This window comes from Actinomycetota bacterium, assembly GCA_030684515.1.
Lineage (GTDB): Bacteria > Actinomycetota > Actinomycetes > S36-B12 > S36-B12 > UBA11398.
In genome coordinates, this window is the sequence record JAUXVJ010000017.1 from 1 (window position 1) to 21,270 (window position 21,270).

A 21,270-nucleotide genomic window follows, 5' to 3' on the forward strand; every position below is an offset into this window, starting at 1 on the left:
CCGATGAGACGTGGGTCTACCCGGGACACGGGCATGACACAACCTTGGGCACCGAACGACCACATCTGGCCGAATGGCGCGCGCGTCAGTGGTGAACTGGTGAAGGGCTCGTCGGCCTTCGTGAGCTAGTCGTCGTGACGATGTGGATCGGTAATTCGGCCGGCATGGCCCTTGGCGGTTGGATCACGTCGCACCTTGATCCAGGAGCCCACGGTGACCACCACGAGCACCAAGGCAATGAACACCAGAGACTGATTGGTGCTGATGTGCGGCACCTCCGGCCACACACCACTTGCCCAGGTCAACACCAGCTTTATGCCGATGAAGACCAGGATCACAGCAAGCCCGGTGGACAGATAGATCAACTTGTCGAGCAGCCCCTTGAGCAGGAAATACAGCGCACGCAGGCCCATGAGCGCGAAGGCGTTTGCGGCGAATACCAAGTACGGCTCCTGGGTCACGCCAAAAGTTGCCGGAATTGAATCGAGGGCAAACAGAAGATCTGTGGCACCGATGGAGATCATGACGATCAGCAACGGTGTGGCCAGGCGAACGCCGTTCTCGGTGATGAAGAGCTTGGTGTCTTGGAACTTGTCTGTGTACGGGACGCGTTTGCGAACTGTGCGCACAATCAGGCTGTTCATCGGATCGGGATCCTCATTGCGATGGCGGGCCAGCTGCACACCTGTCCAGATCAGGAGCGCGCCGAAGATGACGAAGGTGAATGCGAATGTCTCCAGAGCCGCAGCGCCAATGGCAATGAAGATGCCGCGGAGAATGAGCGCAAGTACGACGCCGAACAGGAGCACTCGTTGGTGCAGGGCAGTGGGAACTGCGAACTGCGTCAGGATGATGATGAAGACGAAGAGGTTGTCAACACTGAGGGATTTCTCAACGAGATACGCCGCGAAATATTCGCTGCCGATGGCAGATCCTTGCCAGACGATGAGAGCAAGTCCGAAAGCAACTGCGATCCCGACATAGAAGATCGACCAGATGAGCGCTTCCCGAAAGCCGACATCATGCGGCTTGCGACTGACGAAGACAAAGTCGAGCGCGATGAGCCCAACGATGCCAAGGACCGTGACTGTCCACAGCAATGCCGAAGTCTCCATCTATGCCTCCGGCAATGCGGGATCGACCGGAGTCTGGTCTGGACTTCGCAGGCTGAGAATGGCGGTCAAGGCAAGTACTCCAATGATGAAGGCCAACGAGAGCCAGATGGGAATGAGTGGAACTTCAAGCGAGGTTGTTTCGTGAATGGCTTCCAAAATGAGCTTGACTCCGATAAAAGCCAAGATGATGGCCAGACCGTAGTTCAGATGTCGTAGACGTCCCATCAAGCCCTGCAGCAGGAAGTACAGTTGGCGCAGCCCCATCAAGGCGAAGGCGTTGGCAGCGAACACGATGTACGCCTCTTGGGTGATGCCGAACACCGCGGGGATGCTGTCCAGCGCAAACAGCACATCGGTTGTGCCAATGGCCAGCATCACCAGCGCCAAAGGGGTGAGCATCCTTTTGCCGGCAATTTTGGTGAGCAGTTTGGAGCCGTCGTAGTGCGGCGATACTGCGAATCTCTTGGACACATAGCGCACCAGACCGTTGCCTTGCGGATCTGGCTCCTGATCGTGTGAGAACCAGACCTTCCAGGCTGTGAAGAACAGAAATGCGCCGAAGATGTAGAACACTCCGGCAAAACGCGAGATGAGCTCCGCGCCGATCACGATGAGGATTGCCCGCAGAATCAGGGCGATCACCACACCAACAAGCAGCACTCGGTGCTGCAAGGTGGCCGGTACCGCGAAGGACGTCATCAATACGAGGAATACGAAGAGATTGTCGACGCTCAACGAGTATTCAGTGAGATACCCGGCAACAAATTGACCGCCGTAATTCAGACCGAAGTAGATCGACATGAAGATGGCGAAGCACACGGCCAAGGCGAAGTACACCGCAACCCACCTGCCGGCCTCACGCGTGCCGAATACATGCGGACGGCTGTCCACCACAAACAGGTCGATCAAGATAATGATGACAAAGCCACCGATGGTGGCTACCCAGAGCCAGGTAGGAACAATCATGTCCCGGTGGCCTCCTGCATGCCGCGCAGCTCCTTCTTCAGATCGCGAATTTCATCGCGCAAGCGCGCAGCGAGTTCGAAATGTAACTCAGTAGCCGATTGGTGCATTTGGGCGGTCAGATCATCGATGAGCTGCACCAGCTCACCCTGATGGGCCGGAGCGCGTCGCTTGGATTTGCTGGACGCGATCTCACTGACGAGTGCTTGAGTATCAGCATCTTCACGCGCCAGGAGATCGGTGATGTCAGCAATCTTCTTGCGCAGTGGCTGTGGATCAAGCCCGCGCTCCAGGTTGTATGCCACCTGCTTCTCGCGACGGCGAGAAGTCTCATCGATGGCATTGCGCATCGAGGGAGTGATCTTGTCGGCATACATGTGCACTTGTCCGGATACATTTCGGGCAGCGCGACCGATGGTCTGAATGAGTGAGCGTTCGGAGCGAAGGAAACCCTCTTTGTCAGCATCGAGAATCGCGACCAGGGATACTTCCGGAAGATCCAGTCCTTCGCGCAGCAAGTTGATGCCGATCAGGACATCGAATACGCCCATCCGAAGCTCGCGCAGCAATTCGACTCGACGAAGAGTGTCGACCTCAGAGTGCAGGTACTGCACCCGAATGTTGTGATCGAGCAAGTAGTCAGTGAGGTCTTCGGCCATCCGCTTGGTCAAAGTTGTGACGAGCACTCGCTCATCACGGGCAGCCCTGATCTTGATCTCATCCATCAGATCATCGATCTGGCCCTCGGTGGGCTTCAGGACAATCTCAGGATCGATGAGCCCGGTTGGTCGGATGACTTGCTCGACAACTTCACCTTCTGCAGCTGCGAGCTCAAAGGGGCCAGGGGTGGCCGAGAGATACACCGTCTGGCCAACGCGCTCTTCGAACTCCGACCAGCGCAATGGTCGGTTGTCCATGGCACTGGGCAGGCGGAAGCCATGTTCAACAAGCGTGCGCTTGCGACTTGCATCGCCTTCGAACATGGCCCCGATCTGCGGAACGCTTACATGGGATTCGTCGATGACCAGCAGGAAATCCTCGGGGAAGTAATCGAGAAGGCAATTGGGCGGACTCCCGGCGGCGCGGCCGTCGATGTGGAGTGAGTAGTTCTCGATACCCGCACAGGTGCCCAGTTGGCGCATCATTTCAATGTCGTAGGTGGTACGCATGCGCAGCCGCTGAGCCTCGAGCAGTTTGCCCTGCTGGTCGTACTCGGCCAGCCGCTGGGCCAGCTCGGCCTCGATGCCGGCAATTGCGCGATCCATGCGCTCGGGGCCAGCCACGTAGTGCGAGGCGGGGAATACATAGATCTCTTGGTCCTCGGTGATGATCTCGCCAGTGACAGGGTGCAAAGTCATCAGTCGCTCGATCTCATCTCCGAACATCTCAATGCGGACCGGGTGCAACTCGTACATCGGGAAGATCTCCACGGTGTCCCCGCGCACGCGGAAGGTGCCGCGCGTGAAGGCCATGTCATTGCGGGTGTATTGAATGTCCACGAATCTACGCAGCAGCTTGTCGCGCTCTATTGACTCCCCTACTCGAAGTCGAACCATGCGATCGATGTATTCCTGAGGTGTGCCCAGGCCATAGATGGCTGAGACTGTGGCAACCACCAAGACATCGCGCCTGGTGAGCAGGCTGTTGGTGGCCGAGTGACGAAGTCGCTCTACCTCCTCGTTGATCGAGGAGTCCTTCTCAATGAAGGTGTCGCTTTGCGGGATGTACGCCTCGGGCTGGTAGTAGTCGTAGTACGAGACGAAGTACTCAACGGCATTGTCTGGCAGCAACTCACGGAATTCTGTGGCCAATTGGGCTGCGAGAGTCTTGTTCGGTGCCATCACCAAGGTGGGGCGCTGCAGGGCTTCGACCAGCCAGGCCGTGGTCGCGCTTTTGCCAGTGCCAGTGGCACCCAGGAGCACATTGTGACGCTCACCGGCGAGGATTCTCTTGGTCAATTCGGCTATGGCCGCCGGCTGATCACCCGCAGGTTCGTAAGGCGCTTGGACACTGAACGGGGCCACACGGCGCTGTACGTCAGTGATCGGCCGTGTCATGACCACACGGTACGGGAAGGGTCCGACTGCGCTACGCAGGCATCAAGGAGGTCCAGATCCGATCGACCTGCTCCTGAGTCTCCTCCAGTGAGCCAGAGTTGTCGATCACGAAATCGGCGAGGGCCAGGCGATCCTCACGACTCTGCTGCACTGCAATCCGGCGACGAACATCGTCTTCGGGCAGTCCACGAGACACGGCTCGCTCCACCTGCGTTTCGACGGGCACGTCGACGACGATCGCCATCTGCACCAGATCGGTGCCCATCTCAGTGAGTAGCGGAATGTCATAGATCACGATGCGCTCCCCCGCTGCCTCGGCATCAGCAAAGCGCTTATTTGTCTCATCCACGATGCGCGGGAACATGATGCCGTTCATCTGAGCCGTGAGCTCTGGGGTCTGAAAGGCGATGCGAGCCAACTCGGCTCGCAACAGGGATCCATCTGCGCCCACGATGCTTTCTCCGAATGCCGCGGCCAGCTCTGCGATCGCCGGCGCGCCGGGCTCGACGATGTCGCGCCCGATCTGGTCGGCGTCGATGATGTGGGCACCGTGCGCCTTGAACATCTGCGCGATCGTGGACTTGCCTGAACCAATGCCGCCCGTGAGGCCTACTCGAATCACGTGCAGAACCTATCGACTATTCATCGCGCTGGAATAGCAAACGAGGGGCGCCTTTGGGCACCCCTCGTTCGTCGTTGCTGTGTTGCTGACTACTCGCCAGCAAGCTTGTCGCGCAGCGCCTGCAGTGCTTCGTCAGTGGCCAGTGAGCCTTCTGACTCTGAGGACTCACTGGAGTACGCCGAGATGTTCTCGCCCGACTCCAGTGCTGCTGCCTGATCGGCAACCTGTGCCTCATTGACCTGCTTGCGGTGAGCTTCCCAACGCGCATGCGCCTCGGCGTACTCGCGCTCCCAATGGGTACGTTCGTCCTCAAAGCCAACCTTCCATTCGCCCGTCTCAGGGTCGAATCCGGCTGGGCCAACGTAGTTGCCAGCCTCGTCAAAGGCTGGTGCCATGCCATACAGGTAGGGATCGAACTCTTCGTGCGCCTGCGCATCACCACTGTCATTGGCCTGCTTGAGCGAAAGCGAGATGCGACGACGCTCAAGGTCGATGTCGATGACCTTCACGAAGATGTCGTCATTGACCTGAACGATCTGCTCTGGCAGTTCGATGTGACGCTCGGCGAGCTCGGAGATGTGCACCAGGCCCTCGATGCCCTCTTCAACGCGAACAAATGCGCCGAAGGGAACCAGCTTGGTGACCTTGCCGGGAACGACCTGATTGATGGCGTGGGTACGTGCGAAGTGCTGCCATGGATCTTCCTGAGTTGCCTTGAGCGACAAGGACACGCGCTCGCGGTCCATGTCGACATCGAGCACCTCAACGGTGACTTCCTGACCCACTTCGACAACCTCAGATGGGTGGTCGATGTGCTTCCAGGACAGTTCGGAGACGTGGACGAGCCCGTCGACACCGCCGAGATCGACGAAGGCACCGAAGTTGACGATGGACGAGACCACGCCTGCGCGGATCTGACCCTTCTGCAACTGGGTGAGGAAGGTCTGACGAACCTCGCTCTGGGTCTGCTCAAGCCAGGCACGGCGCGAGAGCACAACGTTGTTGCGGTTCTTGTCCAGTTCGATGATCTTGGCCTCAAGGACCTTGCCGACGTACGGCTGCAGATCGCGGACACGACGCATTTCAACGAGTGAGGCAGGCAGGAAGCCGCGCAGTCCGATGTCGATGATGAGTCCGCCCTTGACGACCTCAATCACCTGACCTTCAACAACACCGTCTTCTTCCTTGACCTTCTCGATCGTGCCCCATGCGCGTTCGTACTGTGCGCGCTTCTTGGACAAGATGAGGCGGCCTTCTTTGTCCTCCTTGGTGAGCACGAGTGCTTCAACCACATCGCCCACGCGAACGACCTCATTGGGGTCGACATCGTGCTTGATGGAGAGCTCTCGGGAGGGGATGACACCTTCGGTCTTGTAGCCGATGTCAAGAAGGACCTCGTCGCGGTCCACCTTGACGATGGTGCCTTCGACGATGTCACCATCATTGAAGTACTTGATGGTCAGATCAATTGCTGCGAGGAAATCTTCAGCCGAGCCAATGTCATTGATGGCAATTTGGGCTGGTGCGTTCAAAGAGAGGGTCATGAAGTGTGAGGTCCGATGGGAGTAGAGGTCAACTGCGCGGTTGCGCAGAGGTGGCACTGCACGGTCGTGCAGCGGACCAAGGGTACGGCACGCTTGTTCGCTCGTGAACGTGAGGCCACTTGCAGGCCAGCCTCAGTGCGCTGCGCTCTCCCAGGAGGAACCCAGACCAAGCGAGACCTCAAGGGGGACGTCCAGGCTCATAGCTCCCATCATGCATCGCACCACGATGGCCTGAAGCGCTTCCTGCTCACCGGGCGCCACTTCAAGCACCAGTTCGTCGTGCACCTGAAGCATCATGCGACTGCTCAGCCCCTCAGCGGCCAAGGCATCCGCCACACCCAGCATCGCCAGTTTGATGATGTCGGCTGCGGTGCCCTGGATAGGGGCATTCAGGGCCATCCGCTCGGCCATTTCGCGGCGTTGGCGGTTGTCGGAAGTCAGGTCGGGCAGATAGCGCCGCCGGCCAAGGATCGTCTCGGTGTACCCGCGCTGCCGGGCTTCCTCCACGACGGCAGCCAGGTAGTCGCGCACTCCGCCGAATCTGGCGAAGTAGGTGTCCATCAGCACCCGGGCTTCATCTGGACCCACGCCCAGTTGCTGACCGAGCCCGTATGCCGAGAGGCCGTAGGCAAGCCCGTAGGACATTGCCTTGATGCGTCGGCGCATTTCCGGATCCACGTCTGAGGGATCCACGCCAAATACCTGGGACGCAGCGGTGGTGTGGAGGTCCTCCCCCGCCCGGAAGGCAGCGATCAGCCCAGCATCCTGTGAGAGGTGCGCCATGATCCGCATCTCGATCTGGCTGTAGTCGGCGGTCATGAGCGTCTCGTAGCCCTCGCCGACGACGAAGCACTTGCGGATCTGTCGACCGGCCTCTGAACGAATGGGAATGGTCTGCAGGTTCGGATCCGAGCTGGAGACGCGACCGGTCGCGGACATCAGTTGCGAATACGTCGTGTGCAGGCGACCATCCGTGCCGATGACTGGGATCAGCCCTTCGACGATCTGACGCAGCTTTGAGCGATCGCGCCAATCAAGCAACTCAGACAGCAGCGGGTCGCCGGTCTTTGCGAACAGACTCTGCAGGGATTCGGCATCTGTCGTGTACCCGGTTTTGATCTTCTTGGTCTTAGGCAGATCACGCTCGACGAAAAGAATCTCCTGCAATTGCTTTGGCGATCCGAGATTGAAGGGACGACCGACAATGGCGTGAGCGGCCGCCTCAGACTCGCGCATGTTCGCGGCAAAGCCGGAACTCAGCTCCGTCAGCAACTCACGATCAACTGCCACTCCATCAAACTCCACCCGAGCCAGCAGCAAGGTGAGCGGTATCTCGAGATCGGTCAGCAATGACTGCTCCGCCGCAGTGGCCAGTCGAGCCTGGAGGTACTCGTGCAGTTCTTTGACCGCAGCGACATGGTCGGCCAGATGCGAACGGTCGGCAGGTTCCAGCTCGAGCTGACCTGCTGCCGTGGCCGCAGCAAGCTCTCGGCCGAGGAATTTGTTGACGCAGGCTTCAAGTGAATACGAAGTCTGACCCGGTGAGGCGATGTAGGTGCCCAACTGCGTGTCGAAGGTGACACCAGCCAGTTCGACGCCCTTGGCCAGCAGGGCAAGCGCCGGACCCTTCACGCCGTGTCCGATCTTGGACACCGCGGGGTCCGCGAACCAGGGCCACAGCGTGGATTGGAATGCTGACTCATCGAGATCCAGTACCGCTGCAGCTTGTCCGGATCCCTGCAACGCCACAGCGCGGAGCTCGCCGCCACCATGCCCCCACGTGCCATCGAAGGCAAAGCACACAGGCTGCTGCAGTGCCGAAAGCCAACTGGGAAGTTCGGCGGGCGAGACCGTCACCACAGCTTGCAATTCGGCCGGGGGGGTCAGTTCCTCCACATCGTTGGAAGGCTGGAGAGCGGCCAGTCGTTCGCGCAGGGCACGGAACTGCAAAGCAGTGAACAATTCGTCGATCGCCTGCCGGTCGAACTGCTGCATTGCGCAGTCATCGACATGCAATGCCATCGGTACAGCGCTGTCGAGCTGGGTCAGCTGCCGATTGAGCAGCACCTGAGGCAGATTCGCGCGAAGCGAGTCGCCGACCTTGCCGCCGATCTGATCGGCATGGTCAACAAGCGCGTTCAGGCTGCCGTATTCAACGATCCACTTCGTGGCTGTCTTCTCGCCCACACCGGGAATGCCTGGGAGGTTGTCGCTGGGATCGCCTCGTAGCGCAGCGAAGTCCGGGTACTGCTCTGGAGTCAGGCCGTACTTCTCCACAACGGCTTCCGGTGTCATCCGGGCTAGATCAGACATTCCCTTGCGCGGATACAGAACTGTGGTCTTGTCATCGACAAGCTGGAACGAATCGCGATCGCCGGTGACGATGACGACCTCAAACTCTGATGCCTTTGCCTGCTGACTCAAGGTGGCAATGACATCGTCGGCTTCGTATCCATCAGCCTCAATCACCTTGATGCCCATCGCGCGCAGCACCTCTTGTATCAAGGGGACTTGACCTTTGAAGGGCTCTGGCGAGGACTCGCGGTTGGCCTTGTACTCCGGGAACATTGCCGTTCGAAAGGTTTTGCGAGAAATATCAAAGGCAACTGCGACGTGCGTTGGCTGCTCGTCACGCAGAATATTGATGAGCATTGACGTGAATCCGTAGACAGCATTTGTCGGCTGACCGGTGGTGGTGGAGAAATTCTCAACAGGCAAAGCGAAGTACGCGCGGTAGGCAAGGGAATGTCCGTCGAGCAGCATCAGGCGACCTTTGGACATGCAGCGATCCTAGGGCGACGGCGGGAGCCTAGTGGCGGTCGTTGGATGCTGGCGATGCCCGCAGAACCTGCGCGGCCACCTCCGCCAGCGTTACTCGCCCATCCATTGCCTGCTTGCGCAGCCAGGCAAAGGCCTCAGCCTCTGTCAAGCCCAGTTGTGCCTGCAGCTGGCCTTTAGCCTCATCCACCGCGTCGCGTGCTCGAACCCGTGCGCCAAGGTCATCGACTTGCTGTTCAAGCTGCAGCATCTGAGCCCAACGAGCAACGGCCAGTTCGATAGCCGGCCGTAGATCCGAACGATTGAAAGGCTTGACCAGGTAGCCAAGGGCGCCAGCGTGCGCAGCGTGCTGCACAGTGTCGCTCTCACTGAAGGCAGTGACCATCACGACAGGAGCAATGCGTTCCTGGATAATCTGTGTTGCCGCAGAGAGACCATCGCGCACGGGCATCGCCACATCCATGAGCACCACGTCTGGCCGCAATTGCGCAGCCAGGTCAACAGCGAGCTGCCCATTGGCAACCTGCCCGACCACTGCATAGCCAAGCTCGCCAAGCATTTCCACCAGGTCCATCCGGATCAATGCCTCGTCTTCAGCGACCAACACACGAATCGCCAACTCAGACACGATGGATACCCTAATCGCAGCCGACGTTCCGGCCAGTACTCTTCATCCGCGCCCCGGTACCCCAACCGGCAGAGGGAGCCGACTCAAACTCGGTCCAGTGTGAGTTCAAATCTCACCCGGGGCACAACGCATTTTTGACCCTTGCAAAGCAGGAAGACTGATCCTTGCATCGACATCCACGCACATCTTCCTTGCTGGCCTGCATGACCCATCTGCATGACCTATCTGCATGACGAGCTGTCGAATCGACACGTCTGCCGACAAAAGAGCAGCACTCAAGTTGTGCGCAGGCCGCGCGTCCCCCTGGGTCATGAGTCGGGTATTGGGAGGCGCTATTGGCGGGCAAGTGCCGGTTCGCTGTGCCACGCTAGGGGGTAAGCGCTGAGGTCAGATGCTGGGGGTTGATCATGGTTGGGCAGCGGGCGTGGCCAGTGCTGTATCCCTTCCTGCTTTCGGCGGGCTTCGTGGTGATAGCCGGACTGCTGCGCGTGTGGCCCCTGAGTTCCCTGGGTACCGAACTGCTGTGGATGACGTTCTACCCTGCCGTCTTGGCGTCCGCGGTGATCGGTGGACTGTGGGTCGGGGAGTTTGCGGTCGGCCTGTCGCTCTTGGTGGCGATCTTCCTTGGCCCGCTGCTGGTCGGTGAGTCGTTCGTCAGCACCAACCAGCAGAGGCTGGGGCTGGTGGTCTTCGCCGTCACTGCCTCGTTCATCTGCGTCGTGTCGGAGTGGATGCGCCGAACGCGGAGGAAGGCCCTGCGAGAGGAGTCGAAGCGACGTGATGCCCAGGCGCTAGCGACCTCGCTGAGGCAGGTGACGGAGCAACTGGAGCTGGCTGCGCACATCGCCCACGTCGGCAGTTGGACTTTGGACCTGGCTACAGGTGAAGTCACACGGTCGAGGGAGCTGCACCTGATGCAGGGCACCAGCCCCACTGACCCGGAGCTGGACTACGCCGAATCCGGTCGGTTGTTCACCGCGGAAAGCTGGCTGCAGTTCACGACCGCCACCTCCCAAGCTCAGCAGACGGGCGCACCATACGAGTTGGAGCTCGAGATGGTTCGCCCTGACGGCACACACGGGTGGATGCTGGTCCGCGGAGAGCCGGTGCGGGACGCTGCCGGGGCGGTCGTCGAACTTGCCGGCGTAGCTCTGGACATCTCTGATCGCATAGCTACCGAACGGGCCCTGGCCGCCAGCGCAGAGTCACTGAGGGTGGTCCTGGACACGTCAGACGATTTGACCATGCGCGTCAGCGGCGACTATCGGATCGAGTACGTGAACCGGCGCGTCACGGAAGTGACCGGCACTTCATTCGACAAGTGGGTCGGTAAGTCCTTCACCGAAATGGGTTTCGCGGCCGACGTAAGTGCCGGGCTGGAAGCCAGCATCCGGCGCGTGCTCGAGACCGGTGAGCCGGTCACCTACGAGTACGAAGCTGACAACCTGGAGGGCCACCGGTGGTACGAAACGATCATTGCTGCCGAAATGGATGCCGCCGGTTCGGTCGGACATCTCATTCTTACCTGCCGCGACACCACCGATCGAAAGTTTGCAGAGGCCGAGTTGCGGCGTCGGGCAACCCATGACGAGTTGACGGGCCTTGCCAACCGGGGGGCATTGCTAGCTGAGATCAACCGTGCACTGAGCGCGGGCCGCCGCTCGGGCCGGGCGACAGGTGTCCTGATGATGGACCTCGACAGATTCAAGGACGTCAACGACACCCTGGGGCATGCGGCCGGGGATTCCTTGCTGATCGCCGCTGCCCGCCGCTTGGAGGGCATCGTGCGTGGCGGTGACCTGGTGGCCCGCCTCGGCGGAGACGAATTCGTGGTAGTGATTCGTGACTTGGACGAGCCGGCGGAGGCAGTCATGGCTGCCGAGCGCCTGGTGAAGGAGTTCCAGGCCCCTTTCGCTCAAGGCGAGATCGAACTGTCGGCGACCGCGAGTGTCGGGGTGGCGCTTGCCACCGAGTCCAGCGACGCAGGAGAGCTCCTCCGGGATGCCGATACCGCGTTGTATGCGGCAAAGCGGGCCGGACGCAACCGGGTGTCGGTGTTCAACGCGGACCTGCGAGCCGCCGTCTCCAGCCGTGTAGCCGTCGAGAACAACCTGCGACACGCTCTGGCACGCGGCGAACTCGCCGTGTGGTACCAGCCCGAGGTCGATCTGGTCACCGGCATGGTGATCGCGTTCGAGGCGCTGCTGCGCTGGCACCACCCCGACGGCAGCGTGTGGACCGCGGACCGATTCATCGAGGTCGCCGAGGAAACAGGCATGATGCTAGAAATCGGCGACTGGGTCTTGGTCCAGGCCTGTGCCCAGGCTGCCGCCTGGGCAACCGTTCGCGCCGAGCCGCCGATCGCGGTCCGGGTCAACGCCTCCACCCTCCAGCTCGCCGAGGACAGCTTCCTCAAAGCAGTCGACGTCGCCTTGTCAACCAGCGGATTGGACTCGTCCCGGCTGTGCATCGAGATCACCGAGACCTCCCTGCTGCGCGAGAGCGCTATCGCCAGTTCGAATATCGCCGGCCTTCGCGAACGCGGAATCGCCATCGCCATCGACGACTTCGGCACCGGGTACGCCTCCTTGACCTACCTGCGTCGATACCCCGTCGACATGCTCAAGATTGACCGTAGCTTCATTTCCAGAGTCACCACCGACGCCCACGACCGCCGACTCACAGCCGCCATCATCGCCCTGGCTCGTACCCTGAACATCGCCGTCACAGCCGAAGGAGTCGAGGATCCCGGCCAGGCCGCCCTCCTGCTTCAGATGGGCTGCCCCTACGCCCAGGGCTGGCTCTACGCAAAAGCCCTACCCGCCGAAGACGTCAGCCCACTGCTGGACCGGGCGGGGCCATGGCCACGGCTACCAGGGCCGGGGCCCGAATAGACCCACCTCAGATGGGCCACAGATACCTAGGGCTGTTCTCCCAATGGACACGTGTGTTGCCTAGAAGTCCACCATTGGTCACCGTGCAACTGCTGAAAACCCTTCACGAATTTGGGATTCTTGTCGTGTCCTGCACGCCGCTGGGCATGCAAATCTCACCCGGGCCACGCCACAACTCTTGTCAGTCGTCCTCAGAGCAAAGGCGTATCCGCGCCTGCCGGACGCCAATCCGGGTACAGCTTGCGCTCAAGGGCCAGCGGCTGCGCGTCGATGTTCTGACGCTGCAGTGCGTCGGCCTCAGGGGAGGTCACCAACCAGGCAACTGCTGCGCCAACGGCTGCAGGAGGTCCGGCCCAGGCCGGATCAAAGCCGAACTCTTCAACGTCAAGTGAGTTGCGCTCGGTGAGCACGAAGCCTGGATTCACGTTGTACGCCTTGATGCCCTGATCGCGGTGCTCGGCCTGAATGCTGCCCACGAGGGTGTGCCCCGAAGCCTTGCCGATGCGGTAGCCCAGCCCTGGCCTGGCGCCCTCAGGGTAGAACTCGTAGCCAGCACCTGAGGAAATGGTGACGAAGGTGCCGTGACCTCGCTCGATCATGCCCGGCAGCAGCTTCTGAGCAATGCGGATCGGCGCGACTCCGTGCGCCATGACAAACAGCGGGTACTGCTCAATTGGGGTGTCCAGAATCGAGTCCATCAGACCAGGCCCGATATGGCGGCCGTTGTTGACCACGACGTCCACGCCGCCCCACTCGGCCAGCAGCTTGTCGCAGGCTGCCTCAACTGAATCAAGGTCAGTCAGGTCCATCCGGAGCGCTAGTGACTTCTGCCCGCGCTCTTCAACGAGCGCACATGTCTCTTCAACGCTGCCAGGAAGCGGACGCAGATCCTGCTTGTGAACGGTCTGGGAGTGCTCAGGGGTGGGATCGCTGGCGCGCAGAGTGCGAGCCGCAATCGCAACATCGAAGCCGTTCTCCGCCAGCGCAAGTGCAATTGCCTTGCCAATGCCGCGACTGCCGCCAGTGACCAATGCCTTCTGTGCCATGACTACTCCCTGAGGTTGGAATCCTTTGACTCCGGAATCCGCGACGCTACCCCAGTGGATGATCGGTCGTCAGCATTTCGGTGGAACAGCACTGGAAGCCTGCGCCAGTTGCGAAGTCAGGAGGCACAGACCTTCTCGATGGCCTTGATTCCCGCGATATCACCGCTGGCCAGGGTGGCGTTGTTGTGCATGTACTTGTACATCACGTTGCCCGGGTCATCGCTGTGCGCCAATCCCAATGCATGCCCAAGTTCGTGCATGAAGAGAGCGCGTCTGCGTACAGGATCCACCACCTTCACGTAGTCAGCGCTCACGACCATGTACCCGCCCACAATCTCCCGGGTGTCAGGCCGAACCATGTTGGGCGAGGCGAAGCCCACGACCGCGCTGGTGATCATCCTCGAACGTGAGTCCGGCACGAAATAGACGGCGATGTTCCGTTGCAGATCGGCTGAAGTTCTGACCGTGGAAGTCGCATCATCGAAGACCACGGGATGCTCCCCCTCATCCACAAATGCATAGCCCGCGCCACGAGTCCATTCTTCGAATGCAGCGGCCAAGTCTGGGCGGATGCTGGCTGCCATGTCCTTGGACAGGTAGGAGGTGTCGGTGGTGAAACTGATGGGCGTCGAGCAACTCGCCCAGCCACTGCCGGCAAATGCCTCATCGTTGTAGATGGATCCAACGCGGGTTGTGCCATAGGCAACGGCGCTCGTACCCATCAGCAGGGTCAGCGTGCAGATCAATGTAGCGATGGGGCTACGGCGGTAATTGAGCCGAAGTAGGCGCTCGGGACCGGTCCAATGCCGCCGACGCCTGCCATCTCCTGTGTAGTCGCTGGGACGACGCAAGGGATTATGCGGATCGCGTCGATCAGCGCCAGTAGGAGGCTCGCTAACCGTCACGCGCCGAGCATAGACCAAATGTCCCCCGTTCGAGTGGCATCCCAATGGCACGCAAGGCAGCGACTCGGCGAAATCTTTGTGGCTAGTTGTCGCCCAGACTCGCGACTGCCAACTGCGGCTTGATCTCGATGATGCGGCCAAGCAGTCCGTTGACGAATGAAGCTGACTCTTCTGTCGAGAGATCCGCAACCAATGCCACCGCCTCGGACACTGCTACGGCGTCGGGCACATCATCAGCCCAGATGATTTCGAAGGTGCCGATGCGAAGCACTGCCCTGTCGACTGCTGGCATGCGCTCCAAGGTCCATCCCATGGAATACGTGCTCAGAATCTCGTCAATCTGCTCCTGATTGGCGACCACACCTTCAACAAGTTCGGTGACATACGCGTTGAGTTCCGGCTCGTGATCTGCCGCACGTCGATCAATCTGCCCCAACAGGACTTCGGACGCATTGGTGCCACGCACATCGGCTTCATAGAGCACGTCAAGTGCACGCTTGCGTGCCTTGCTTCGCGCTGCCACTAGTCGTTCACGCGCCCGAGGTACGAGCCGTCGCGAGTATCGACCTTCACCTTGGTGTCAGATTCAATGAAGAGCGGAACCTGGATCTCGGTGCCCGTTTCGAGAGTGGCCGGCTTTGAGCCACCTGTTGATCGGTCGCCTTGCACGCCCGGCTCGGTGTAGGTGATCGTCAGTTCGACGTTCGCGGGCAGCTCAACAATGATCGGCGATCCATTGTGAATCGAGACATTGGCAACCTGGTTCTCAAGCAGGAAACGCGAGGAATCCCCAACAACGGCGTTGGGCACGGGGTACTGCTCGTAACTGCTGACGTCCATGAACACCCAGTCCTCACCATCACGGTAGAGGTACTGCATATCGCGACGATCGACCTGCTCAGTCTCGACTTTGACCCCGGCATTGAAAGTCCGATCAACCACCTTGCCAGTCAACACGTTCTTCAGCTTGCTGCGCACGAATGCACCGCCCTTGCCAGGCTTGACATGCTGAAATTCGATCACGGTCCACAACTGTCCATCAATGTTCAGGACAAGGCCGTTCTTGAGATCGTTCGAGGTTGCCACGCGAATCACTCCAGAGGTACGTCAATTCAAAGGTCGCATGATCCTACTCAGCATTCGCAGATCACCCGGCCAAGGTGCAGGGCTAGGCGGTCAATCGGGCAATCTGCTCCAAGGCCAAGAGGTATGAGTCCACACCAAACCCAGCTATGGTGCCGCTGGCCACCCCGGCAATGACTGAGGTGTGGCGAAATTCCTCCCGCGCAGAGGGATTTGAGAGATGGACCTCGATGAGCGGGGCCGTCAGCATCGCGCAGGCGTCACGTAAGGCGTATGAGTAGTGCGTGAAGGCAGCAGGATTCATCACTACCGGCAACCCCTGATCAGCGGCTTCGTGCAGCCAATCAATCAATTGCGCCTCGTCATTGGTCTGCCGAATATCAGCCGACATGCCATAGGACTCCGCTGCCTCACGGCACATCTGACTCAACTCAGCAAAAGTGGTGCGCCCGTAAACGTCGGGTTCGCGCACTCCCAGGCGATTGAGGTTCGGGCCATTAAGCACAAGCACCGTACGTGACATATATGAAGCCTAATGCGGACAGCCGCGGAACTTCAGCGCGCAATCGCCGCGTATGCCGCCTCAAGAAGCTGTTCTTCCGGGCCATCCCAAGAGACGGGGGACCCGATGCCATCCAGAACAACGAAGCGAATCACTGAACCGCGAGCCTTCTTGTCCAGGCTCATCGCCTTGATGAGTTCGGGCCAAAGGCCTGCTGGATAGGAAGTTGGCAGACCCAGGCTTCCAAGAATCTGGAAATGCAGAGCAGCATCTGCGGGGTTCAGACGCCCGCCGAGCCGGGCCAGCTCAGCTACAAAGCACATGCCAACGCTGATTGCCGCCCCGTGCCGCCAGGCGTACTGCTCAAGGTGCTCAACTGCATGACCCAGGGTGTGCCCGTAGTTCAGCACCTCACGACCAAGCGCAGAGCCGGCTCGAACCTCGCGGAAGTCTGAGCCGACCACAGTTGCCTTCACCTGCACTGCCCGCGCGATCAGCTCAATCATCACGTCACTTGACGGATCAGTGGCAGCCGCAAGGTCGGCCTGCACGATGCGAAGGATCTCAGGATCGGAGGTGAAGCCAACCTTGACTACTTCGGCCAAGCCAGCGTTGATATCGCTTTGATCCAAAGTCTCAAGCAGGTCGACATCGCAAATCACACCGACCGGGCTGTAGAACGAGCCGACAAGATTCTTGCCTGCCGAGGTGTTGATCCCCGTCTTGCCGCCAACGGCGGCGTCGACCATGCCCAACACTGTTGTGGGCACGTGCACCAAGGGAATCCCGCGCAACCAGGTGGCAGCGGCGAATCCGGCGAGATCTGTCGTCGCTCCGCCGCCCAGACTCACGATCGTGTCATTGCGAGTGAATCCGGCTGCTCCGAGCTGAGCCCAGCATTGCGCGAGTACTTCACTGGTCTTCGCCGCTTCAGCATCAGGCAACTGGATTCCGAGAATCTCGTAGCCCTCAACACTGAGCATGGCTTCAAGGGCAGCGGCACGCTCACTCAACGTAGGTGCGTGCACGATGGCAATTCGCGTGGACCCTTCAAGCAATGAGTGCAATTCCGAAAGCACGCCACGTCCGATGACAACGTCGTACTCCCGTTCGGCGCTGACGTGAATGCGGTGACTAGTCATGTGACGTCACACTGCTGGCTTCATCGCGGGCCTTGAGCAGATCCACGAGCTCGTCGACCACCTCACGAACCTTGCGTCCACTGGTGTTGACGGTAATGGAGCTGACTTCTTCGTAGAGCGGTGCCCGCTCAGCCATCAGTTCTGCCATCTTTCCGCGCACATTGCCGATAAGGAGCGGCCTAGCCGTATTCATGCCAACGCGACTTGTTGCCGAGGCAAGATCGACCTGAAGCCAGATCACTTGCTCACCCCGCAGAGCTTCACGAGTACTCGGGTTCACTATCGCTCCCCCGCCGAGCGCGAGCACACCAGTGCTGTCCCGCAGTGCCTGTGAAATGACCTCGAGCTCTTTGGCGCGAAATGCCGGCTCACCGAGAGTCACAAAGATGTCAGACACCGACATGCCCATCGCTGCCTCGATCAGTGCATCAGCGTCAGCGAAGTCCACGCCCATTGCAGTGGCAAGCCTCTTGCCAACAGTTGACTTGCCGGACCCGGGAGCGCCGACCAGCACCGCCACGGGACTCATCGGATGGTCAGATTTGCGAGATAGGCCTGCACATTGCGTCTGGTCTCGGCAACGCTGTCTCCGCCGAATTTCTCCGTGATGGCGTCTGCCAGCACCAACGCAACCATCGCTTCGGCAACGACACCTGCAGCGGGCACAGCACACACATCGGAACGCTGATTGATGGCTGGCGCGGCCTCACCGGTGGCAATGTCAACAGTGCGCAAGGCTCGTGGAATTGTCGAGATTGGCTTCATAGCAGCGCGCACCCGCAGAGTCTCACCTGTGGACATACCGCCTTCGGTACCGCCGGACTTGCCTGAAGTGCGCTCAAGCCCGAACTCTCCCGCGATGATCTCGTCCTGAGCGTCACTGCCGCGCACAGCAGCCAGACCAAAGCCGTCACCGATCTCCACGCCCTTGATCGCCTGAATGCCCATCAGTGCGGCAGCCAGACGGGAATCAAGGCGCCGATCCCAGTGCACATGGCTGCCAAGGCCAGGCGGAAGTTGGGTGGCAATGACTTCGACGACGCCGCCCAGAGTGTCTCCCTCGCGATGCGCGAGGCTTACTTCTTCCTCCATTGCGGCCGCCGTCTTGGGATCAAAGCAGCGGGCGGGGTCGTCGTCGATTGCTGCCAGGTCAGCCGGCGAGGGCAACGCTCCTTCAGGGCTGGCAATTGATCCGATGCGTACCACGTGGCTGAAGACCTCAATGCCGGCAATCTGGCGAAGGAAGGCTTTGGCGACCGCACCAAGGGCGACTCGAGCCGCAGTCTCGCGGGCACTGGCACGTTCCAGAATTGGCCGCGCATCCGTGAATCCGTACTTCTGCATGCCCACCAGATCAGCGTGACCTGGTCGAGGCCGGGTCAAGGGTGCATTGCGAGCCAGGCTTGCAAGTTCTTCGGCATCAACTGGGTCCGGCGACATCACGACCTGCCATTTTGGCCATTCGGTGTTGCCGACTTCGATTGCTACCGGTCCGCCGAGTGTCAGGCCATGACGGATGCCTCCGATGATGCGCACTTCGTCCTTCTCGAACTTCATGCGAGCACCGCGACCAACGCCCAATCGGCGTCGCTGCAATTCCACAGAAATATCCCCGGAGGTCACTTCGATACCCGCGGGCAGGCCTTCGACGATCGCTACAAGGGCTGGACCATGCGATTCACCCGCAGTCAGCCAACGCACCATGCCCTAATCCTGTCAGATCCGATTTTGCCTGCACGGCAAGCGCATCAGTTCAGGCTGGCGCGCATTGCATCGACAGGTCCGTCGAGCCCGGTCATCAGCCGCACTTGCTCAACGGCCTGCCACAGCAGCATTGATCGCCCGCTCGCGATCTGAGTTGTAGGCCAAGCAGCGGCCAAAGGCGTCGGCCATGGGTGATAGGCCACATCGAGCAAGGCGGCAGAAGTGCTGCCAGCAACTTGGGCCCATGGTGCTCCAGCGTCCCCGGGTAGCGAGCTCAGCACAAGTGACACATCAAGACTCGATGGCTTGGGTTCCCATGCAACCGCGCTCGCTGACAGGCCGAGGGATTCAGCAAGCTCAAGCAACTCAGCGACTTGCTCGGGTCGGCGGGCAGCGACGCCCACAGATCCAACCCGCATCTGTGCAAGGGCGGCGATGCCGCTGCGCGCTGTGGCGCCTGCACCAAGAATCAGGGCCGAGTCCAGATCTGAGCCAAGGCCGATCTCCTCAAGTGAGCGCACGATCCCGGTGACATCGGTATTGGTGCCCGACCATCCGGTGGCAGTGGGCAGCAAGGTGTTCACGGAACGAATGGACAATGCGGTGGGATCAACCAGCTCGCACAGCTCGATGGCCACTTCCTTCAAGGGCATCGTCAGAGACAGCCCTGCCCATGAATCATCAAGCTGAGCAAGGAAATGGGCAAGTTCACTCTCGTCTACTTCGATGGCGTCGTACGTCCAATCAAGCCCCAGTGCTGCGTATGCGGCTCGATGCAGAGCGGGACTCAGACTGTGCGCGATAGGAGAACCAAGAACCGCAGCACGCTTCATCGCCTGATTCTCACCCATGCGTTCTGAGATATTCGGTCAGAACTGCCTTATCGCGAAGGAACTTTGAGTAGTTGCGCGCGAATCTGGTCTCGCCAGTGTCGGGATTCACGGTGACGAAGTACAGCCACTTGCCCGGGGCCGGGGACAGCGCCGCCATTATTGCGGCGGACCCAGGCGAATTGATCGGGGTTGGCGGGATGCCCTTGTTCACGTATGTGTTGTAGGGCGTGTCGCTCTTGAGCTGCTCGCCGGTGAGGCTGAGTTGGGTGATGCCAAGTCCGTACGCAACTGTTGAGTCCAACTGCAGAGGCATGCCCGCTTCGAGTCGGTTGTAGATGACTCTTGAGACCTTTGTATAGTCGCCTGGGTGACCCTCGGCCTGAATCATCGAAGCAATGACCATGATGCTGTATGGATCTGACTGCAAGGCTGCTGCTCTCGCTTCAAGATCCAGTTCCCTGCTCTCCTGGTTGAAGCGCTTGAACAGCATCTTCACCACATCGTCAGCTGACTCATCGCCAGCGAGGTCATAGCTCGCCGGAAAGAGCATGCCCTCTGGCTGGCCCTTTGCCCAAGCCGGAAGTCCGAGTGCTGCCGAATTCTTCAAGGACTCGTCAAGGCTCTCAGTCGCAATCCCGGTGGCCTGCGCTGTTGTCTGAACGCTTTGTTGCAGACGCAGGCCTTCAGGCAAGACGAGTCGACTGTCAGCGCGTGACTTCGGATCCAGCATCAACGCAAGTGCACCTTCGCCACTCATCTCCCGCAGCAGGGTGTACCGCCCTGGGCCGATGGTCTGCGACTTGTCGTTGCCCTGCGCCGCATCCAGGAACGCGGATTCTGATGCCACCACTCCGGCTTGCACCAGCGTGTTGGCGATGCCGGAGAGTGAGTCGCCGCGTACCACGATGACGACAGCCTTACCAGTACCAGGCCCCGAGAAATCGCTCCCACCGCCGCTAGCGACGAAGACCACGATCAATGCGAGCACTGCAACAACAGACACCACAAGTGTGACGAGCCGATTGCGACGAGACATCATCGTGACCTGCTTTCAAGTACTGATTGCAGCAGCACCACGGCTGACGCGCTGTCGATCCAGGATCGCGAGTTCTTCACCGTCCGGCCCGCCGCATGCATCCCGCGTTGCGCTTGCACTGTTGTGAGTCGCTCATCCACGAGTCGGAGTGGGATCTCAGTGCTGGATTCAAGTTCCGCTGCCCATGTGCGCGCCATCTCAGCCGAAGCACCCTCACTTCCATCCATCTTCAACGGCAGACCCACGATGATCTCCACCACTGAATACTCACTGATGAGCTCAAGAATCTGGCTGATTGCCGCGTCACCTGCCGGCACGCTGTCCAGCGGGACGGCGAGCACCTGGCCGGCGTCGCTGCGCGCTACGCCGATGCGCACGGTGCCAACATCGCAGGCAAGGAGCACGCCGGTGAGCTCAG

20 protein-coding genes and 1 tRNA gene are annotated in these 21,270 nt (G+C 60.1%); 3 read left to right on the forward strand and 18 right to left on the reverse strand.

Features of this window, described 5'->3' with window-relative positions:
* Window positions 1-95: MBL fold metallo-hydrolase (locus Q8M73_08125; protein ID MDP2288513.1), on the forward strand; the 95-nt coding region annotated here is incomplete at its 5' end.
* 30 nt (window positions 96-125) lie between these two features.
* Here the strand turns inward: Q8M73_08125 and Q8M73_08130 are convergent.
* The 7 genes from Q8M73_08130 to Q8M73_08160 all read right to left on the reverse strand — a co-directional run bounded on the left by Q8M73_08130 (window position 126) and on the right by Q8M73_08160 (window position 9,707).
* Window positions 126-1,115 (reverse strand): TerC family protein, encoded by a 990-nt coding sequence (locus Q8M73_08130; GenBank protein MDP2288514.1) that lies wholly within the window; start codon window positions 1,113-1,115, stop codon window positions 126-128.
* The gene (locus tag Q8M73_08135) at window positions 1,116-2,081 is read right to left on the reverse strand and encodes a TerC family protein (protein ID MDP2288515.1); all 966 of its coding nucleotides are present in this window, start codon (window positions 2,079-2,081) and stop codon (window positions 1,116-1,118) included. It lies immediately after the preceding gene.
* Window positions 2,078-4,135 carry an excinuclease ABC subunit UvrB gene (gene uvrB / locus Q8M73_08140; GenBank protein ID MDP2288516.1) on the reverse strand — a complete coding sequence of 686 codons (2,058 nt, stop codon included), beginning with the start codon at window positions 4,133-4,135 and terminating at the stop codon, window positions 2,078-2,080. The genes Q8M73_08135 and uvrB overlap by 4 nt, the downstream gene beginning before the upstream one ends.
* A gap of 31 nt (window positions 4,136-4,166) precedes the next feature.
* Complete coding sequence (coaE, locus tag Q8M73_08145) at window positions 4,167-4,757, reverse strand: dephospho-CoA kinase (GenBank protein ID MDP2288517.1); 591 nt, start codon at window positions 4,755-4,757, stop codon at window positions 4,167-4,169.
* An 89-nt stretch (window positions 4,758-4,846) separates the two neighbouring features.
* Entirely contained in the window at window positions 4,847-6,301 is a 1,455-nt protein-coding gene (rpsA, locus tag Q8M73_08150) for a 30S ribosomal protein S1 (GenBank protein ID MDP2288518.1), read from the reverse strand.
* A 132-nt stretch (window positions 6,302-6,433) separates the two neighbouring features.
* Window positions 6,434-9,082 carry a DNA polymerase I gene (gene polA, locus Q8M73_08155; GenBank protein ID MDP2288519.1) on the reverse strand — a complete coding sequence of 883 codons (2,649 nt, stop codon included), beginning with the start codon at window positions 9,080-9,082 and terminating at the stop codon, window positions 6,434-6,436.
* A 28-nt stretch (window positions 9,083-9,110) separates the two neighbouring features.
* The gene (locus tag Q8M73_08160) at window positions 9,111-9,707 is read right to left on the reverse strand and encodes a response regulator (protein ID MDP2288520.1); all 597 of its coding nucleotides are present in this window, start codon (window positions 9,705-9,707) and stop codon (window positions 9,111-9,113) included.
* Window positions 9,708-9,757: 50 nt separating this feature from the next.
* Here Q8M73_08160 and Q8M73_08165 point away from each other — a divergent pair.
* Together Q8M73_08165 and Q8M73_08170 are read left to right on the forward strand one after the other, a co-directional pair.
* Window positions 9,758-9,831 (forward strand) — tRNA-Leu (locus Q8M73_08165).
* A gap of 283 nt (window positions 9,832-10,114) precedes the next feature.
* Entirely contained in the window at window positions 10,115-12,601 is a 2,487-nt protein-coding gene (locus Q8M73_08170) for an EAL domain-containing protein (GenBank protein MDP2288521.1), read from the forward strand.
* A 191-nt stretch (window positions 12,602-12,792) separates the two neighbouring features.
* Here Q8M73_08170 and Q8M73_08175 read toward each other — a convergent pair whose 3' ends face one another.
* The 11 genes from Q8M73_08175 to ruvX all read right to left on the reverse strand — a co-directional run bounded on the left by Q8M73_08175 (window position 12,793) and on the right by ruvX (window position 21,256).
* A complete protein-coding gene (locus tag Q8M73_08175; GenBank protein ID MDP2288522.1) occupies window positions 12,793-13,647 on the reverse strand; it encodes an SDR family oxidoreductase in 855 nt (284 codons plus the stop codon).
* Between the two features lie 116 nt (window positions 13,648-13,763).
* Window positions 13,764-14,552 (reverse strand): matrixin family metalloprotease, encoded by a 789-nt coding sequence (locus Q8M73_08180; GenBank protein ID MDP2288523.1) that lies wholly within the window; start codon window positions 14,550-14,552, stop codon window positions 13,764-13,766.
* Window positions 14,553-14,634: 82 nt separating this feature from the next.
* A complete protein-coding gene (gene nusB / locus Q8M73_08185) occupies window positions 14,635-15,075 on the reverse strand; it encodes a transcription antitermination factor NusB (GenBank protein ID MDP2288524.1) in 441 nt (146 codons plus the stop codon).
* Window positions 15,075-15,638, reverse strand: coding sequence for an elongation factor P (efp, locus tag Q8M73_08190; GenBank protein MDP2288525.1), 564 nt, complete (start codon window positions 15,636-15,638; stop codon window positions 15,075-15,077). Before efp ends, nusB begins: the two co-directional genes overlap by 1 nt.
* Window positions 15,639-15,720: 82 nt before the next feature.
* On the reverse strand, window positions 15,721-16,158 hold the full coding sequence (gene aroQ, locus Q8M73_08195; protein MDP2288526.1) for a type II 3-dehydroquinate dehydratase: 438 nt from the start codon (window positions 16,156-16,158) through the stop codon (window positions 15,721-15,723).
* A gap of 32 nt (window positions 16,159-16,190) precedes the next feature.
* The gene (aroB, locus tag Q8M73_08200) at window positions 16,191-17,279 is read right to left on the reverse strand and encodes a 3-dehydroquinate synthase (GenBank protein MDP2288527.1); all 1,089 of its coding nucleotides are present in this window, start codon (window positions 17,277-17,279) and stop codon (window positions 16,191-16,193) included.
* Window positions 17,272-17,808, reverse strand: a complete 537-nt coding sequence (locus tag Q8M73_08205; protein ID MDP2288528.1) for a shikimate kinase — start codon at window positions 17,806-17,808, stop codon at window positions 17,272-17,274. Before Q8M73_08205 ends, aroB begins: the two co-directional genes overlap by 8 nt.
* Entirely contained in the window at window positions 17,805-18,983 is a 1,179-nt protein-coding gene (gene aroC / locus Q8M73_08210; GenBank protein ID MDP2288529.1) for a chorismate synthase, read from the reverse strand. Before aroC ends, Q8M73_08205 begins: the two co-directional genes overlap by 4 nt.
* Window positions 18,984-19,027: 44 nt before the next feature.
* On the reverse strand, window positions 19,028-19,816 hold the full coding sequence (locus Q8M73_08215) for a shikimate dehydrogenase (GenBank protein MDP2288530.1): 789 nt from the start codon (window positions 19,814-19,816) through the stop codon (window positions 19,028-19,030).
* A 10-nt stretch (window positions 19,817-19,826) separates the two neighbouring features.
* Window positions 19,827-20,855: an endolytic transglycosylase MltG gene (mltG, locus tag Q8M73_08220; GenBank protein MDP2288531.1), complete on the reverse strand. Its 1,029-nt coding sequence runs from the start codon at window positions 20,853-20,855 to the stop codon at window positions 19,827-19,829.
* Complete coding sequence (ruvX, locus tag Q8M73_08225; GenBank protein MDP2288532.1) at window positions 20,852-21,256, reverse strand: Holliday junction resolvase RuvX; 405 nt, start codon at window positions 21,254-21,256, stop codon at window positions 20,852-20,854. Before ruvX ends, mltG begins: the two co-directional genes overlap by 4 nt.
* Window positions 21,257-21,270 lie beyond the last annotated feature (14 nt).

Bases quoted from the DNA above. Each gene is read 5' to 3' on its own strand.
- Q8M73_08175 (MDP2288522.1), bottom strand. From the start codon at position 13,647: ATGGCACAGAAGGCATTGGTCACTGGCGGCAGTCGCGGCATTGGCAAG.
- aroQ (MDP2288526.1), bottom strand. From the start codon at position 16,158: ATGTCACGTACGGTGCTTGTGCTTAATGGCCCGAACCTCAATCGCCTG.
- Q8M73_08130 (MDP2288514.1), bottom strand. From the start codon at position 1,115: ATGGAGACTTCGGCATTGCTGTGGACAGTCACGGTCCTTGGCATCGTT.
- mltG (MDP2288531.1), bottom strand. From the start codon at position 20,855: ATGATGTCTCGTCGCAATCGGCTCGTCACACTTGTGGTGTCTGTTGTT.
- Q8M73_08215 (MDP2288530.1), bottom strand. From the start codon at position 19,816: ATGAAGCGTGCTGCGGTTCTTGGTTCTCCTATCGCGCACAGTCTGAGT.
- Q8M73_08170 (MDP2288521.1), top strand. From the start codon at position 10,115: ATGGTTGGGCAGCGGGCGTGGCCAGTGCTGTATCCCTTCCTGCTTTCG.
- aroC (MDP2288529.1), bottom strand. From the start codon at position 18,983: ATGGTGCGTTGGCTGACTGCGGGTGAATCGCATGGTCCAGCCCTTGTA.
- Q8M73_08205 (MDP2288528.1), bottom strand. From the start codon at position 17,808: ATGAGTCCCGTGGCGGTGCTGGTCGGCGCTCCCGGGTCCGGCAAGTCA.
- polA (MDP2288519.1), bottom strand. From the start codon at position 9,082: ATGTCCAAAGGTCGCCTGATGCTGCTCGACGGACATTCCCTTGCCTAC.
- rpsA (MDP2288518.1), bottom strand. From the start codon at position 6,301: ATGACCCTCTCTTTGAACGCACCAGCCCAAATTGCCATCAATGACATT.
- aroB (MDP2288527.1), bottom strand. From the start codon at position 17,279: ATGACTAGTCACCGCATTCACGTCAGCGCCGAACGGGAGTACGACGTT.
- Q8M73_08135 (MDP2288515.1), bottom strand. From the start codon at position 2,081: ATGATTGTTCCTACCTGGCTCTGGGTAGCCACCATCGGTGGCTTTGTC.
- uvrB (MDP2288516.1), bottom strand. From the start codon at position 4,135: ATGACACGGCCGATCACTGACGTACAGCGCCGTGTGGCCCCGTTCAGT.